17 protein-coding genes and 1 riboswitch are annotated in these 12,984 nt (G+C 25.2%); of the genes, 10 read left to right on the forward strand and 7 right to left on the reverse strand.

Features of this window, described 5'->3' with window-relative positions; translation table 11 throughout:
- The first annotated feature begins 1 nt into the window (after window position 1).
- Window positions 2-583 carry a tRNA 5-(aminomethyl)-2-thiouridylate-methyltransferase MnmM gene (mnmM, locus tag FRIFI_RS06455; RefSeq protein ID WP_166505375.1) on the forward strand — a complete coding sequence of 194 codons (582 nt, stop codon included), beginning with the start codon at window positions 2-4 and terminating at the stop codon, window positions 581-583.
- A gap of 263 nt (window positions 584-846) precedes the next feature.
- Entirely contained in the window at window positions 847-1,719 is an 873-nt protein-coding gene (locus tag FRIFI_RS06460) for a MurR/RpiR family transcriptional regulator (protein WP_092925918.1), read from the forward strand.
- A 130-nt stretch (window positions 1,720-1,849) separates the two neighbouring features.
- Here FRIFI_RS06460 and FRIFI_RS06465 read toward each other — a convergent pair whose 3' ends face one another.
- The gene (locus FRIFI_RS06465) at window positions 1,850-2,050 is read right to left on the reverse strand and encodes a site-specific integrase (protein ID WP_242977287.1); all 201 of its coding nucleotides are present in this window, start codon (window positions 2,048-2,050) and stop codon (window positions 1,850-1,852) included.
- A gap of 118 nt (window positions 2,051-2,168) precedes the next feature.
- Here FRIFI_RS06465 and FRIFI_RS15245 point away from each other — a divergent pair, with 118 nt between their 5' ends.
- Both FRIFI_RS15245 and FRIFI_RS06470 read left to right on the forward strand, forming a co-directional pair.
- A complete protein-coding gene (locus FRIFI_RS15245) occupies window positions 2,169-2,294 on the forward strand; it encodes a hypothetical protein (protein WP_278336163.1) in 126 nt (41 codons plus the stop codon).
- An 821-nt stretch (window positions 2,295-3,115) separates the two neighbouring features.
- Window positions 3,116-3,259 carry a spore coat protein CotJB gene (locus FRIFI_RS06470; RefSeq protein ID WP_166505376.1) on the forward strand — a complete coding sequence of 48 codons (144 nt, stop codon included), beginning with the start codon at window positions 3,116-3,118 and terminating at the stop codon, window positions 3,257-3,259.
- A 698-nt stretch (window positions 3,260-3,957) separates the two neighbouring features.
- Here FRIFI_RS06470 and FRIFI_RS06480 read toward each other — a convergent pair.
- The gene (locus FRIFI_RS06480; RefSeq protein WP_166505377.1) at window positions 3,958-4,734 is read right to left on the reverse strand and encodes a hypothetical protein; all 777 of its coding nucleotides are present in this window, start codon (window positions 4,732-4,734) and stop codon (window positions 3,958-3,960) included.
- A 139-nt stretch (window positions 4,735-4,873) separates the two neighbouring features.
- Window positions 4,874-5,602, reverse strand: a complete 729-nt coding sequence (locus FRIFI_RS06485) for a M48 family metallopeptidase (protein ID WP_166505378.1) — start codon at window positions 5,600-5,602, stop codon at window positions 4,874-4,876.
- 109 nt (window positions 5,603-5,711) lie between these two features.
- Window positions 5,712-5,811, forward strand: a riboswitch (purine riboswitch).
- 81 nt (window positions 5,812-5,892) lie between these two features.
- Here FRIFI_RS06485 and add point away from each other — a divergent pair.
- Window positions 5,893-6,879, forward strand: a complete 987-nt coding sequence (add, locus tag FRIFI_RS06490) for an adenosine deaminase (protein ID WP_166505379.1) — start codon at window positions 5,893-5,895, stop codon at window positions 6,877-6,879.
- A gap of 99 nt (window positions 6,880-6,978) precedes the next feature.
- Here the strand turns inward: add and FRIFI_RS06495 are convergent, their stop codons facing one another.
- Window positions 6,979-7,524, reverse strand: a complete 546-nt coding sequence (locus FRIFI_RS06495) for a peptidylprolyl isomerase (protein WP_240276264.1) — start codon at window positions 7,522-7,524, stop codon at window positions 6,979-6,981.
- Between the two features lie 270 nt (window positions 7,525-7,794).
- On the opposite strand from FRIFI_RS06495, the gene FRIFI_RS06500 reads away from it, so the two are divergent.
- Together FRIFI_RS06500 and FRIFI_RS06505 are read left to right on the forward strand one after the other, a co-directional pair.
- Window positions 7,795-8,202 carry a hypothetical protein gene (locus FRIFI_RS06500; RefSeq protein WP_166505381.1) on the forward strand — a complete coding sequence of 136 codons (408 nt, stop codon included), beginning with the start codon at window positions 7,795-7,797 and terminating at the stop codon, window positions 8,200-8,202.
- Between the two features lie 60 nt (window positions 8,203-8,262).
- The gene (locus FRIFI_RS06505; protein ID WP_166505382.1) at window positions 8,263-8,883 is read left to right on the forward strand and encodes an HAD family hydrolase; all 621 of its coding nucleotides are present in this window, start codon (window positions 8,263-8,265) and stop codon (window positions 8,881-8,883) included.
- Between the two features lie 43 nt (window positions 8,884-8,926).
- Here the strand turns inward: FRIFI_RS06505 and FRIFI_RS06510 are convergent, their stop codons facing one another.
- Window positions 8,927-9,085, reverse strand: a complete 159-nt coding sequence (locus FRIFI_RS06510; protein ID WP_166505383.1) for a hypothetical protein — start codon at window positions 9,083-9,085, stop codon at window positions 8,927-8,929.
- 177 nt (window positions 9,086-9,262) lie between these two features.
- Between FRIFI_RS06510 and FRIFI_RS06515 the strand changes: the two genes are divergently transcribed.
- Both FRIFI_RS06515 and FRIFI_RS06520 read left to right on the forward strand, forming a co-directional pair.
- On the forward strand, window positions 9,263-10,513 hold the full coding sequence (locus tag FRIFI_RS06515) for a chloride channel protein (RefSeq protein WP_202819469.1): 1,251 nt from the start codon (window positions 9,263-9,265) through the stop codon (window positions 10,511-10,513).
- A gap of 52 nt (window positions 10,514-10,565) precedes the next feature.
- The gene (locus tag FRIFI_RS06520; protein WP_166505384.1) at window positions 10,566-10,730 is read left to right on the forward strand and encodes a hypothetical protein; all 165 of its coding nucleotides are present in this window, start codon (window positions 10,566-10,568) and stop codon (window positions 10,728-10,730) included.
- Between the two features lie 124 nt (window positions 10,731-10,854).
- Here the strand turns inward: FRIFI_RS06520 and FRIFI_RS06525 are convergent, their stop codons facing one another.
- Together FRIFI_RS06525 and FRIFI_RS06530 are read right to left on the reverse strand one after the other, a co-directional pair.
- Entirely contained in the window at window positions 10,855-11,679 is an 825-nt protein-coding gene (locus tag FRIFI_RS06525; protein ID WP_166505385.1) for a thermonuclease family protein, read from the reverse strand.
- A gap of 98 nt (window positions 11,680-11,777) precedes the next feature.
- Complete coding sequence (locus FRIFI_RS06530) at window positions 11,778-12,002, reverse strand: hypothetical protein (protein ID WP_092925905.1); 225 nt, start codon at window positions 12,000-12,002, stop codon at window positions 11,778-11,780.
- A gap of 166 nt (window positions 12,003-12,168) precedes the next feature.
- On the opposite strand from FRIFI_RS06530, the gene FRIFI_RS06535 reads away from it, so the two are divergent.
- Window positions 12,169-12,984: an Mrp/NBP35 family ATP-binding protein gene (locus FRIFI_RS06535; RefSeq protein WP_092925903.1), complete on the forward strand. Its 816-nt coding sequence runs from the start codon at window positions 12,169-12,171 to the stop codon at window positions 12,982-12,984.

A 12,984-nucleotide genomic window follows, 5' to 3' on the forward strand; every position in this document is an offset into this window, starting at 1 on the left:
TATGATAAAAGCTAAATATCTAACTAAAGTAATAGACATAAATAAATTGTATCTAGAACAAATAATAAATGAGGGAGATATAGTTGTAGATGCTACTATGGGTAATGGTTACGATACAACATATCTTGCTAAGAAAGTAGGAAAAAATGGTTTTGTATATAGCTTTGACGTTCAGGAACAAGCTATACAATCAACATCTAAAAAGTTAGAAAAAGAAGGCTTATCTTCTAGGGTAAAACTTATTTTAGATGGTCATGAAAATATGGACAAATATATTGATAAAGAAATTTCATGTGTAGTATTTAATTTGGGGTATTTACCAAGAGCCAAGCATATGATTACAACAAAACCAAATACAACAATAAAGGCTATAGAGAATAGTTTAAAGCTACTTAAGCCTCATGGTGTAATAAGTCTTGCAATTTATACAGGACATGAAGGTGGATTAGAAGAAAAAAATCATGTGTATAATTTTGTTAAAAATTTAAATCAAAGTGAATTTAATGTATTAGAATGTAAATTTATAAATCAAATAAATAATCCACCAGAGCTTATTTTGATAGAAAAGAAAAAAGAGTATTAAGCCATGCTTTAAGCATGGTTTTTTAGCTGATTTATTTCTGAAAAATTTTTTAAAAGAATTAATTATATAATGTTAGATAAAAATAAAATTATATACATTTTTTATATAAAATCCTAAAATGAATATTTAAAATATATATGTAAAAGTGGTATAATAATAATTGATGCTCAATCAGAAGTTAAAAATAAAGAAAATTTGAATATAGAATCATTTCTAAAAGAATATAGAAATTTTAGTAATATATAAATTATAAGGAGAAAGAAATGGAAGATACTAGAGACTTAAAAGATAGTAAAAAACTTATCTCAGACATACAAGCACAATATCCAAGACTTAGTAAAGGACAAAAGCTAATAGCTCAATATATACTATCAAATTATGATAAAGTAGCTTTTATGACAGCTTGCAAATTGGGGGAAACAGTAGGAGTTAGTGAATCTACAGTAGTAAGGTTTGCAAATGCACTAGGTTATTCTGGATACCCTAAACTTCAAGAAGCACTACAAGAACTCATAAAAAATAAGCTTACAACAGTTCAAAGAGTGGAAATGGCAAAAGAATATTCAGATGATAGTACAATACTTAATAAAATACTAAAAGGTGATATAGATAATATAAAATCAACACTAGAAACAATAGATGAAAAAGCATTTGAGGAATCTGCAAATAAGATACTTAAGGCCAGAAAAATATATATATTAGGTATGAGAAGTTCATTTACTATAGCTCAATATTTAGGCTTTTACTTAGATATAATACTTGATAACGTTCATATAATAAGAATGGATATGGGGGACGCATTTGAGCAAATAGTAAAAATAAATGAAGAAGATGTAATAATAGCTATAAGCTTCCCAAGATATTCTAAAAAGTCATATCAAATAGTAAGTTATGCTAAAGAAAAAGGAGCTCATATAATATCATTAACAGATAGCTTATTTGCGCCAGTTGCATCTTTAGCAGATGATGTATTATTAGTAAAAAGTAATATGGCATCATTTGTTGATTCACTAGTACCTGCATTAAGTATAGCGAATGCTTTAATAGTATCTGTTGGTATGAAAGAAAAAGAAGACATAAAAGAACACTTTAGTGATTTAGAAAAAATTTGGGATCAATACTCTGTTTACGAGTAGAATACATTCTATAAGCAATATACTTTCTCAGTAAACTTGGGTATATTGCTTATTTATTTTTTATATTGAATATTATTTAACAGCATTAAACTAGCTAGCAATAAACTGACATTTATATAAAAACTGACAATTATTTAAATAAAATATTACTAAAATTTTTAGAAGTCTCTTTGTCCATTTCTTCTAAAACATGATTATACTTATTCATACTAATCTTAATATCACTATGTACTAATCTATTAACAACAGTTTTAATATTTGTTCCAGATAATAACTCTAATGTAACGTTTGTATGTTTCCTCTTTAGTATAAACATGTGCTTCAAATTCATCTTTTTATATAAAATTACATGTATTCTCATTGATCTCTTTTAATCTATGACTTTCAGATAATACAGCCCTTAAAATAAAATGCATTAGCTCAGAATAGAATTTTAGACTTAGAACAAAATGAAGAAATCTTATATGATAAAGAAATATATATTAGAAGTTATACAAAAAAGACTAGAAAAGCAACAGTTAAAAAGAAATGTGAAAATAGAATACTTAATTCCTTTATTAATATTTTTTGTGTAGATTTACCAGGAATACATTTTATATGTTTTTGAAAGTTATCAAGTATTTTTATTAATTCTTTGCTGTTACAGGGTGATCTTCCAATAAATTTATTATGTCAACTATTTCAGAGTAATTAGGTTCTATAAAGGTCAAAAAGTTAAATTTTTTAAATGATTTTAGATAATTTAACCTTTCAAATAATAATTTCATATTTGAACTTCTTATTTTTAAGAGTGTCCATCCTCTTAAATCTTAAATTTAACGTTTTATTTTCCTATTATGATGATTTAATAAAAATGTCCCCTTTTTATAAGTATAATTATTTTTTCTTAACCAATTGAATAAATGTAATATTCTACTCAGTGTGTTTTATATGATAAGAAACAAATTATAAAAAATATTATACAAACATTTAATAATATGATTTTAGATTAAAAAATCATATTACTATCTAAAATGATTCATATGCATTTACTGTATAACTGGCTTAATTTATATCTAATCTTATGATTAAATTAATCATGGATAGATCGTACTTCAGTGGTCCATTATAGTCTATTGATATATAAGTATACGTCATATCTTATCGAAAAATTTGATGCTTTATGTTTTTTAATTGAATATATTCACAAAATGTCTAAAGCATGAACATTATATATTAAATTGATATTATATTTTCAAAATTTATAGAGAACTCAGAATGATTATTTATAAATCTTATCTATGAAAATAAGATCAATTTGATTATTTACTATTATTAAAAACTATTAAAATCACTATATATATACCAGTATTAAAAAATAAATTCACGAATTTAAACATAGAGAGGATAGATGTTAATGAGATCAAGTAGAAGAGATCTTTTAGATAAAGTTTTAGAATACAGTTTTGCTTGTATAGAATTAAATTTATATTTATATAATAATCCAGAAGATAAAAACGCTTTAAATTCATACAACCAATATAGCGATAAGTATGCTTAAGCTAGATATGATTAGATTTTTAGGAGAAAGGGAAGTAGTACACTATCAAAGATTTGGCGAGTCATTAATGTATGTTTACGACTTTACAGAATATAGACAATAATTCTAATAAAATACTAAATAAAAAAATCTTATATATTAGCTACATTTTATCTTAGTAAAATATAATTAGCAAATAAACTTGGAGCAATTAACGTACAAATAAATGCAAGAATGCTATTTTAGCTTCTTGATCTCTTATTGAGTGGATGTAGTGTAAAAACATTTCAAGGGCTAAGTAACCAGTTTGAAAAGTATAATTACAGTGCATTTGTTGCAATACTCCCAGAGTAATAGTTTGGGAGTATTTTTATGTACTTCTACATATATTTATATATAAATTTTAATACAAAAGGCCAAAGACAAAATGTATAGACTTTGGTCAGGTCACTTACGTCCAATTATACTAGTTGTTCATATATACTAAACAAATTTGTAGCTCTATGCTTATATATTTACTTGTAGAATATAAGTGTATACTAAGCATATGCCAAAAGTTGTATGTCATATTGTAAAAAGTAAATTATATATTTAGATTTTCTAGATGATAATTACAATATTCTATTTATGAATGGATTTAAAATAAACAATATACTTATTTTGGTATATTGCTTATTTTTTTAGTTTTTAAGTACTATATAATCTTTTAAGTTTATAAATTATTTATATACATTAAAATGCTTTAAATATACTTCATCTTTTTCTTTCTTAGAGCGAGTATCGAAAGGATTGTTTATAAGTGCTTTTACATATAAACTAGGATAATTATAACTTAAATAATTGATATAATGACACCACATATAAGTTAGATATCGATAAACTTGAGATATATCACTTTCCAAATGCTCCTTTTCATATTCTTTAATATCTATATTGTATCTAGTATCAATTTCTTCTTTTAAGTGAAAAAGTGCCATAATAGTTTTTGTAAAAGTTTCGTGATCGTGTAAATATTCATTACTTATTAAAATTACAAGTAAGTTCTTGCTTTCATGAAGAGAATCTTTTATTACAGTTAAGTCAATATTATTTAAATCAATTTTATAGTCATATTTAGATGTAATTAATTTAATATTTTTAAAATAATCAACATCATTTATTAGTCTATCTAAATCAACCATATTTCCAATATTATTAATATTTTTATCACCAATAGTAAACTGATTCAGTAATTTAGTTCCTACCTCTGTGAAGAATACACCTATTAGTAGACTAAGCTTTTCTACTATATGCGCCCTTTCTCTTTTTTCTAGCAATTTATCTATGAATAACGTTGTGAAAAATACCTCCATAGGTATAAAGGCTATATCTGCAAATAAAAATATCAAAGTATGATGAGCGTCTTTAAATACTAAGTAATGTATATAGTGCAAAAACAGTGACAATAAAATAAGAAATGCACCTATCAGTATATTTTCATTTTTAAATTTATTCATTATATCCTCCAATTTAAAAAAATTAAATACTTTATTTACATATAAAAAGTAAGTAATTATGCCTTTAATAACTTCTGCCAAAGTTAATGATGATATACATTTTTAGTTAAAATAAATTTTACCTAGTATTATAAAATAACTATATTTTTAATTTATTTGAATTATCTCTCAGGTACTTTCTTTTATTTTTATAATTTGGTATTACACTTTCAACTAAGTTCCAAAACTCTTTTGAATGATTCATATGTTTTAAATGACATAACTCATGCACTAATACATAATCAATAATATCAATAGGCGCTAAAAATATCCTCCAGTTTATGTATATATTACCTAGAGAAGAGCAAGTCCCCCACGTAGTCTTTTGTTCTTTAACTTTAATATTTTCAGGATATATATTTAAAATTTTAGAGTATATATTTAATCTTTCTTTAATTTTTTTATTACCAGAAGTTATAAACCATTCTTTGAGTAATTCATAAATCACATTACGTCTATTTGATATACCTATATGAGAACTTATGTCTACTATAAACTCATTTTCTTTTAAATATATACTATTTTTAGATAAGAATTTATTATTATTAATTCTTAATGTATATGGACTTCCAAGGTAATAAATATTATCCCCATCTATAAGTTCAAGTTTTTTTGTACTAAAATTTATCTCATCAAGTTCATGTAATTTATTTAATATCCAATGAATCTTAGATTTTAATAAATCATTAATATGGAAATTAGATATATCACTTGGTGAAGTTACAGTAACTATACCAGGATATTTAACTTTAATATAAATATTTTTTATATTAGATTTTTTTATTATAGAATATTTTATAGAATTATCTTTGTATTTAATTTCATGCAATGGTTTAACCCTCCAAATAAATGTATTAACTTTATTTTACATAAAAAAATAGATTATTAATATAAAAATATATTGACAATGCTATAAAAAGATAATAAAATCATTAGAAATAAATAATTTAGAGAGTCTACGTATAATCCCAATGATATGGTTTGGGAGTTTCTACCAAGAACCGATAATTCTTGATTACGAAGGAGTTTTACATGATTTTAGTGTGCAAGCTTCTTTGTGATCAAGAATTTTTTTATACAAAAAATTAAAAACATAGAAAATTAGGGAGGCAATTTATTATGAGGAAATTACCAAAAATAGAACTACATTGTCACTTAGATGGGAGTGTTAGACCACAAACAATAATAGATATAGCAAAGAGAGAAAATATAGAAATACCTTCATATAAAGAAAGTGACATAAAAGAATTAGTAATGGTTAAAAAAGATTGTACATCACTTAATGAGTATTTAGAGAAATTTGACTTACCTAATAAAGTTATGCAAAGTAAAGAAAGTTTAAAGCAAATAGCTTTTGAACTTTTAGAAGATGCACAAAGAGAAAATGTAAAATATATAGAGGTTAGGTTTGCACCTCTTTTACACACTAATAAAGGACTAAGTGTAGAAGAGATAATACAAAGTGTAATAGACGGAATAAAAGAAGCTCAAAATATATATGATATAAAGGGTAATGTAATATTATCCTGTTTAAGAACTATGAGTGTAGAAGATGGACTTAAAGTTGTAGAAGCTGGGAAAAAATTTATAAATAAAGGAGTAGTAGCTATAGATCTAGCAGGATGTGAGGAAGAAAGATTTTGCAATAAATTTAAACCTGTAATAGATAAAGCTAGAGAGTATGGATATAATGTAACAATACATGCAGGGGAAGCTGCAAGTGGTCAAAATGTTATAGATGCTATAAATTTACTAGGTGCAAAAAGAATAGGCCATGGTGTTAGAATAAAAGATATGAAAGAAGCTTATGATTTAGTAAAATCAAACAAAGTATATCTTGAAATGTGCCCAACAAGTAATATTCAAACTAAAGCAATAGATGATTTTAATAATTATCCATTATATGATTTTTATAAAGATGGAATATATGTGACGTTAAATACAGATAATCGAACAGTATCTAATATAGATTTAACAAATGAGATAGATTTAATATTCAGGAAGTTTAATATTAATAAAATAGAGTATAAAAATATATACTTAAATACAGTAGAAGCAACATTTTCTGATGAAGAAACTAAAAACTGGTTAAAAAGCTTTATATAAATAAATATCACTTCTTGGCTAGATAAATTATCCAAGAAGTGATATTTATTTGAAATAATTTATTATAGTTTAATAAATTATTCTACAAGTAGAATATGGCTACATTTTTTTAGGTTCATCATAAGTAGTACCAAATGTATCTACTTTAATTGACTCTATAATTACTTTTCTAGTAGGCATATCATTTTTGTCAGTCTCAACATTTTCTATTTTAGAAACTACATCTATCCCGTTAACAACCTTACCAAAAGAAGCATATTGGCCGTCTAAGTGAGGAGAATCCTTAGTCATTATAAAGAATTGACTTCCAGCACTATTTTTATTTTGACTTCTAGCCATAGATAATACTCCTTTAGTATGCTTTAAATCATTTTTAAACTTATTCTTAGTAAATTCTCCATAAATACTATATCCAGGGCCACCCATACCAGTGCCATCAGGGTCCCCACCTTGAATCATAAAGTCTTTTATTACTCTATGAAAAGTCAAGCCATCATAAAAACCATTATTAGCTAAGTATATAAAGTTACTAACTGTATTTGGGGCTATATGAGGGTATAGTTCAGCCTTAATAGTTCCAAAGTCTTTAAATATTATAGTAGCAATAGGAAGCTTTTCAGGTGGAGTTCTAACCTCATCAGCCATTTCATCATTTGAAGAACATCCAACTAAAGCTAAAGCTCCTGCAACTAAAGCTCCTATAAAACCTTTCTTTGTTTTAGTTCTCATAAAATCACCATCCTAATTAAATTTTAGTCGTTTTATTATAGCATAAAAAAATTAATAAAAGATTGATATATCTATATTTTTCCAATATGAATTTTTATTTTAGCATTATATATAAATTACTACATATAATATGTAAAATATTTATATATAAACTAAAAATACTTTTTACATTATGGAGGTAAAGACATGAAAAAAATACAAAAATACATATCAATACTTTGTATAGTATTTTTATTTTTAGTTATATCAGTTAATATAAATTCTTATGCAAATGAACCTATAATGGAGTACAAATTTACCGTAGAGCAACAAAAAGTAAAAAGAGCAGAGTTTATATGGAGAATCTGTATAGAAAAACTTAGACAAGAAAAAGTATTAAGTAACACAGATGCTAAAGCTATAAACAAATATATATCTGATAAAATGGAAAATAAAAGATATGAAGCTCATATCAATAACTATAAATATCAAAAAAATGCACTTAAAATAAAAAATGTAGATAATATTGTATCTAAAAATATAATAACGAAGGAACAGGGAGAAATATTGAAAAAAGAATTATCAAAGTATAATCTAAATAATTTAGAATACTAAAATGATATGTAGAAAATACATATAAAATAAGGTACTATAAAATGGAAAGGGGGGGATATAATGAAAAAATATAAAAATATAATATTTGATATTGATGGTACTATATTAAATACAGCAAATATGAACATATATCCATTAATCAAGCTAATTAAAGAAGAAAAAGAAATAGATATGACATATGAAAGTCTTTTATTTGCCTTGGGTCTTCCAGGAAAGAAAACTTTAGAGATATTAGGTTTTAATAATATTGACAAATCTTATGAAAAATGGGTTCAGTATGTAAATGAATATGAAAAAAAGGCAACACTCTATGATGGCATTAAAGATATTATAAAACATATGCACTCTAAAAATATAATATGTGGCATTGTAAGTTCTAAAAATAAGTCTCAATATGAAATTGACTTTATGCCTACAGGACTTCATGAGTGTATGAATGCTATAGTATTAGAAGAAGATACAAAATATCATAAGCCACACCCAGAACCACTAAAAAAAGTAATGGAAATACTAAATATAAATCCATATGATACATTATATGTAGGGGACTCCATATCGGACTATAATTGTTCTAAGAATTGTGAAGTAGACTTTGCTTTAGCTTTATGGGGAGCTGTAGATAAAAATATAAATGCAACTATAAGTTTAAATGAACCTAGTGATATATTAAATTTTATATAAAGATAAAATAGATTATGGTTATATAACCATAATCTATTTTTTATTATTTAAATTTATTTGTATACTTTTTATTTTTCTCATTTTTAAACATCTTAGATCTTTTTTCAAAAGAAGGACAAGTACCTTCTAACCTTTTTTTAGTAGTATTAGTCATTTTGACATTACTCTCTGAATTAAATTCTAAACTAGTATTTTTCTTCATAACAATTTTTCTACTATCATATCTTTATAGTTAGTATGTCTATATAATTTATAAAATATTTATTGTGAAAGTATATAAAATCATATTTATAAAAAGTAAAAAATGTTGACTTCCATAATAAAAAGAGTATTATATTGTTAGTACAAAAATAGAAATTTAACGAAATAAGAGGTGAAAATGTTGCATAAAATTAAGGTTCACATCAAAGAAAGTAGCTTGATATTAATTTCCTTTCTAAGATGGTTTGTGCTAGCATCTATATCTGGTGCTGTAGTTGGATTAGTAATATCTTTATTTTTAAATTGTTTACAATTTGCAACAAGTACAAGAAAATCTAATCCTTGGCTCTTATACCTACTTCCATTAGGAGGAGCATTAGTAAGTTACTTATATGCCAAGTTTGGAAGAGACTCAGCTAAGGGAAATAACCTTATAATTGAAAGAATTAATGAAGGTCAAGGCCATATACCGTTTAGGATGGCTCCACTGGTATTTTTTGGAACATTTATTACTCATTTATTTGGTGGATCAGCAGGTAGAGAAGGTACTGGAGTACAAATAGGTGCAAGTATTTCAGCAAAGATAGGTAGAATACTAAAATTAAAAGGATTAGATTATACAATATTAATAATAAGTGGAGTTAGCAGTGGTTTTGGAGTAGTGTTTGGAACACCTATAGCAGGTACCGTATTTGGACTTGAGGTAAGCTCTATTGGCAAAATGAGATACGAAGCTATAATACCATGTTTTGTATCAAGTTATATTGGAAATTTTATAGCTAAATTACTTAATGTTCACCACAGTCATTACAATGTAGTTGATGTTATAGGTGGCGTTGATGTATTTTTTAAGGTAATATTGTGTGCGGCTTTATTTGGTCTTACTAGTAAACTATTTGCAGAACTTACACATGAATTAAAGAAATTTTTTAGCAAAAAAATACCAAATTCAACTTTAAAAAGTTTTATAGGCGGAATAATAATTATAATTATTGTATTAATACTTGGAACCAGAATATATTTAGGATTAAGTTTGGATTTACTAAGTGATTCATTTACAACAGTAGTTTCTAAAGATTCATTTATAATAAAACTAGTATTAACTTCACTTACTTTAGCTGTAGGTTTTCAAGGTGGTGAGGTAACTCCATTATTTGTAATAGGTGCTACACTTGGAAATTTACTTGCTGGAATAGTTGGATTACCTATTTCATTTTTAGCAGGTATGGGTATGATAGCTGTATTTGCTGGAGCAACCAAAACTCCTATATCATCATTTATAATGGGAATAGAGCTATTTGGTTCTTCGAATATAGAATATCTATTTATAGTTTGTGCAATAAGCTATGTGTTTGCAGGTAGAAGTACTATATATACATCTCAGAAAAATTCATTATTTAAACCAGATGAAGAAGATATATATACTTAAAGAGAATATATGATAATATAAGAATACATATTATTAAAAGGTAGGGAAAAATATGAGTAAAAAGGGTAATATTTTAATAGATTCACTTTTAGAAAAAGGGAATATTTATAAGTTAAAATGTAATAAATGTAAATCTATATCAGTTCAAATTACTGAAAATAAAGAGCCAGATTATAAATGCTCTGATTGTGATGGAATATATACGATAATTAAATAATATCCATGTAAAATGAAAGGAAAAAGTACTTACTAAAGTTAAATAACTTTAGTAAGTACTTTTTCTAATTTTATTCTCTAATAAATAATATTAAATTAAAAAATATATATGTGAATAGTACTTTTTATTTAAAACATTTAGAACATGGACTGTAACCTTTATTTAAAGCTTCTTTTTCAGTCAATTTTATAGCGCCCTTCATTCCATGAGAAGTTCTTGATTTATGATAGGAGTTAGACTTACTATTACCACCATTAGCATATACTACATTTTTATCATTTGAATTTATAGTATTAGAACTTTCCTCTTCATTTATCTTAGACATATCATATCCTTTATCAGTTACATACCCATTAATTGACCATATATTCAACTTATTAGATTTAGCTTCGCTTTGAGTTTTATTTAGTGCATCAAGATGTTTAGTTTGGTTGTATATATAGCCAACTCTTGCTAATCCTTCTTCTACAACTCTTTCATTATACATTTCTAATTTTTTGTGTTCAGGGCATGTATACCATAAATATCCAAGATATCTTCCATATTTATCTGTTGAAGTTTTTCCATCAAGTTCAAAGTAAACAGTATCTCCTTTTTTTAGCAATGATTTAGCAAATTCAGAAGCTTCCGGACCATATTTTTGTACACCAATATTTGGATGCTTAGTTTCTGGAGTATCTATTAATAATAATCTAGTATCAACTTCTTTATTATTAGGAAGTATTATTTCAACTGTATCTCCATCTACAACTCTATCAACAGTAGCTTTTATTACATCTTTAGAATTTACATCTAAACTTTGACTTACATTACTCTTATGATTAGAAATTTGACTATCTAATACTTTAGAATTAGAAGTTTTACTAGTACATCCTGCAAAAAACAATGGTATTGATATTACAATAGATAGTAAACTTCTTTTATATTTTAGTTTTTCTAAAATTTTCATTTAATTCACCTCTTTTACATACTTTATATATAATACTATTTATATTAAATTTAATGCAACTATTTTGTAGTAAAATGATGAAATTTGTTCATGAAAATTTAAAATACTTTATATAAACTATAACAAATAAAAAATTTCATATATGTAAAAAACTTATCTTGTTTATCATTTAACTCTTTTTCTTTTTTTATCATAATATCTTTTACTTGTTCCTTACTTAAATTAGTTTTAGCTACTATATCTGTCATGTCTACATTATTATTAAGAAGCTTTTTAGCATATTCTATAGTTTTTTTGTATTCATCTTTTCTAAAGTTGCTCATATAGTATATCCTTTCAAATAATAGATTTATCTATAAAAAGATTTTTAACCTATACAAAATTTGTGCCTAAAAATGTTTATATAAGGATATAATGGGTATATAGTCATTAAATAATATTATATATAATTTAAAATTTAGATAAACTAAAACTTTTAGGAGGATACAAATGTCAAATTGTAGTTCATGTCCATCAAAATCAAGTTGTAAGAGCCAATCTACTTGTAATATAGAAAATAATCCAAAAAATAATATAAAAAAAGTTATAGGTGTTATGAGTGGTAAAGGTGGCGTTGGTAAATCAACTGTAACAGCACTACTTGCTAAGAAATTAAATAAAATGGGATATAAGGTTGGGATTCTTGATTCTGATATAACAGGACCTAGTATTCCAAGGCTTATGGGAGTATCAAATGAGAGAGCTATATCTCCAAATGGTAAAGATATATACCCTGTAATAACTAAAGAAAATATAAAAACTATGTCTGTAAACTACATGGTAGATAATGAAAATCAGCCAATAGTTTGGAAAGGTCCATTAATAGGAAATACTGTAAAGCAATTTTATAGGGATGTTATGTGGGAAGATTTAGATTATTTATTAATAGATATGCCTCCAGGTACAGGAGATGTAGCACTAACTGTTATGCAGTCTATTCCTTTAACTGGAATAGTAATGGTATCAGTTCCTCAAGATATGATATCAATGATAGTTGCCAAAGCTGTTAATATGGCCAAAATGCTAAATATTGATATATTAGGTGTAGTTGAAAATATGAGCTATATACAATGCCCTGATTGCGATAAAAAAATAAAGTTATTTGAAGGAGAAGAAACTGAAAAATTCTTGAGTGAAATGAATTTAAAGTTACTTGGAGAACTTCCTATGACTAAAGAAATAATAAATATAACTCACAATGGAGTAAATGAAATAAGTATGGAATTAGATAGTATACTAACAGGTATAGTGAATAATATAAAATAA

Source organism: Romboutsia hominis (genome assembly GCF_900002575.1).
Lineage (GTDB): Bacteria > Bacillota > Clostridia > Peptostreptococcales > Peptostreptococcaceae > Romboutsia_C > Romboutsia_C hominis.

Excerpts from the sequence above, each read along its gene's own strand:
- FRIFI_RS06530 (WP_092925905.1), bottom strand. The coding sequence starts at position 12,002 with ATGAGCAACTTTAGAAAAGATGAATACAAAAAAACTATAGAATATGCT.
- FRIFI_RS06470 (WP_166505376.1), top strand. The coding sequence starts at position 3,116 with ATGAGATCAAGTAGAAGAGATCTTTTAGATAAAGTTTTAGAATACAGT.
- FRIFI_RS06535 (WP_092925903.1), top strand. The coding sequence starts at position 12,169 with ATGTCAAATTGTAGTTCATGTCCATCAAAATCAAGTTGTAAGAGCCAA.
- FRIFI_RS06520 (WP_166505384.1), top strand. The coding sequence starts at position 10,566 with ATGAGTAAAAAGGGTAATATTTTAATAGATTCACTTTTAGAAAAAGGG.
- FRIFI_RS06510 (WP_166505383.1), bottom strand. The coding sequence starts at position 9,085 with ATGAAGAAAAATACTAGTTTAGAATTTAATTCAGAGAGTAATGTCAAA.
- FRIFI_RS06500 (WP_166505381.1), top strand. The coding sequence starts at position 7,795 with ATGAAAAAAATACAAAAATACATATCAATACTTTGTATAGTATTTTTA.
- FRIFI_RS06515 (WP_202819469.1), top strand. The coding sequence starts at position 9,263 with ATGTTGCATAAAATTAAGGTTCACATCAAAGAAAGTAGCTTGATATTA.
- mnmM (WP_166505375.1), top strand. The coding sequence starts at position 2 with ATGATAAAAGCTAAATATCTAACTAAAGTAATAGACATAAATAAATTG.
- FRIFI_RS06460 (WP_092925918.1), top strand. The coding sequence starts at position 847 with ATGGAAGATACTAGAGACTTAAAAGATAGTAAAAAACTTATCTCAGAC.
- FRIFI_RS06495 (WP_240276264.1), bottom strand. The coding sequence starts at position 7,524 with ATGGCTGATGAGGTTAGAACTCCACCTGAAAAGCTTCCTATTGCTACT.
- FRIFI_RS06480 (WP_166505377.1), bottom strand. The coding sequence starts at position 4,734 with ATGAATAAATTTAAAAATGAAAATATACTGATAGGTGCATTTCTTATT.
- add (WP_166505379.1), top strand. The coding sequence starts at position 5,893 with ATGAGGAAATTACCAAAAATAGAACTACATTGTCACTTAGATGGGAGT.
- FRIFI_RS06525 (WP_166505385.1), bottom strand. The coding sequence starts at position 11,679 with ATGAAAATTTTAGAAAAACTAAAATATAAAAGAAGTTTACTATCTATT.
- FRIFI_RS06505 (WP_166505382.1), top strand. The coding sequence starts at position 8,263 with ATGAAAAAATATAAAAATATAATATTTGATATTGATGGTACTATATTA.
- FRIFI_RS15245 (WP_278336163.1), top strand. The coding sequence starts at position 2,169 with ATGAAGAAATCTTATATGATAAAGAAATATATATTAGAAGTTATACAA.
- FRIFI_RS06465 (WP_242977287.1), bottom strand. The coding sequence starts at position 2,050 with ATGAATTTGAAGCACATGTTTATACTAAAGAGGAAACATACAAACGTT.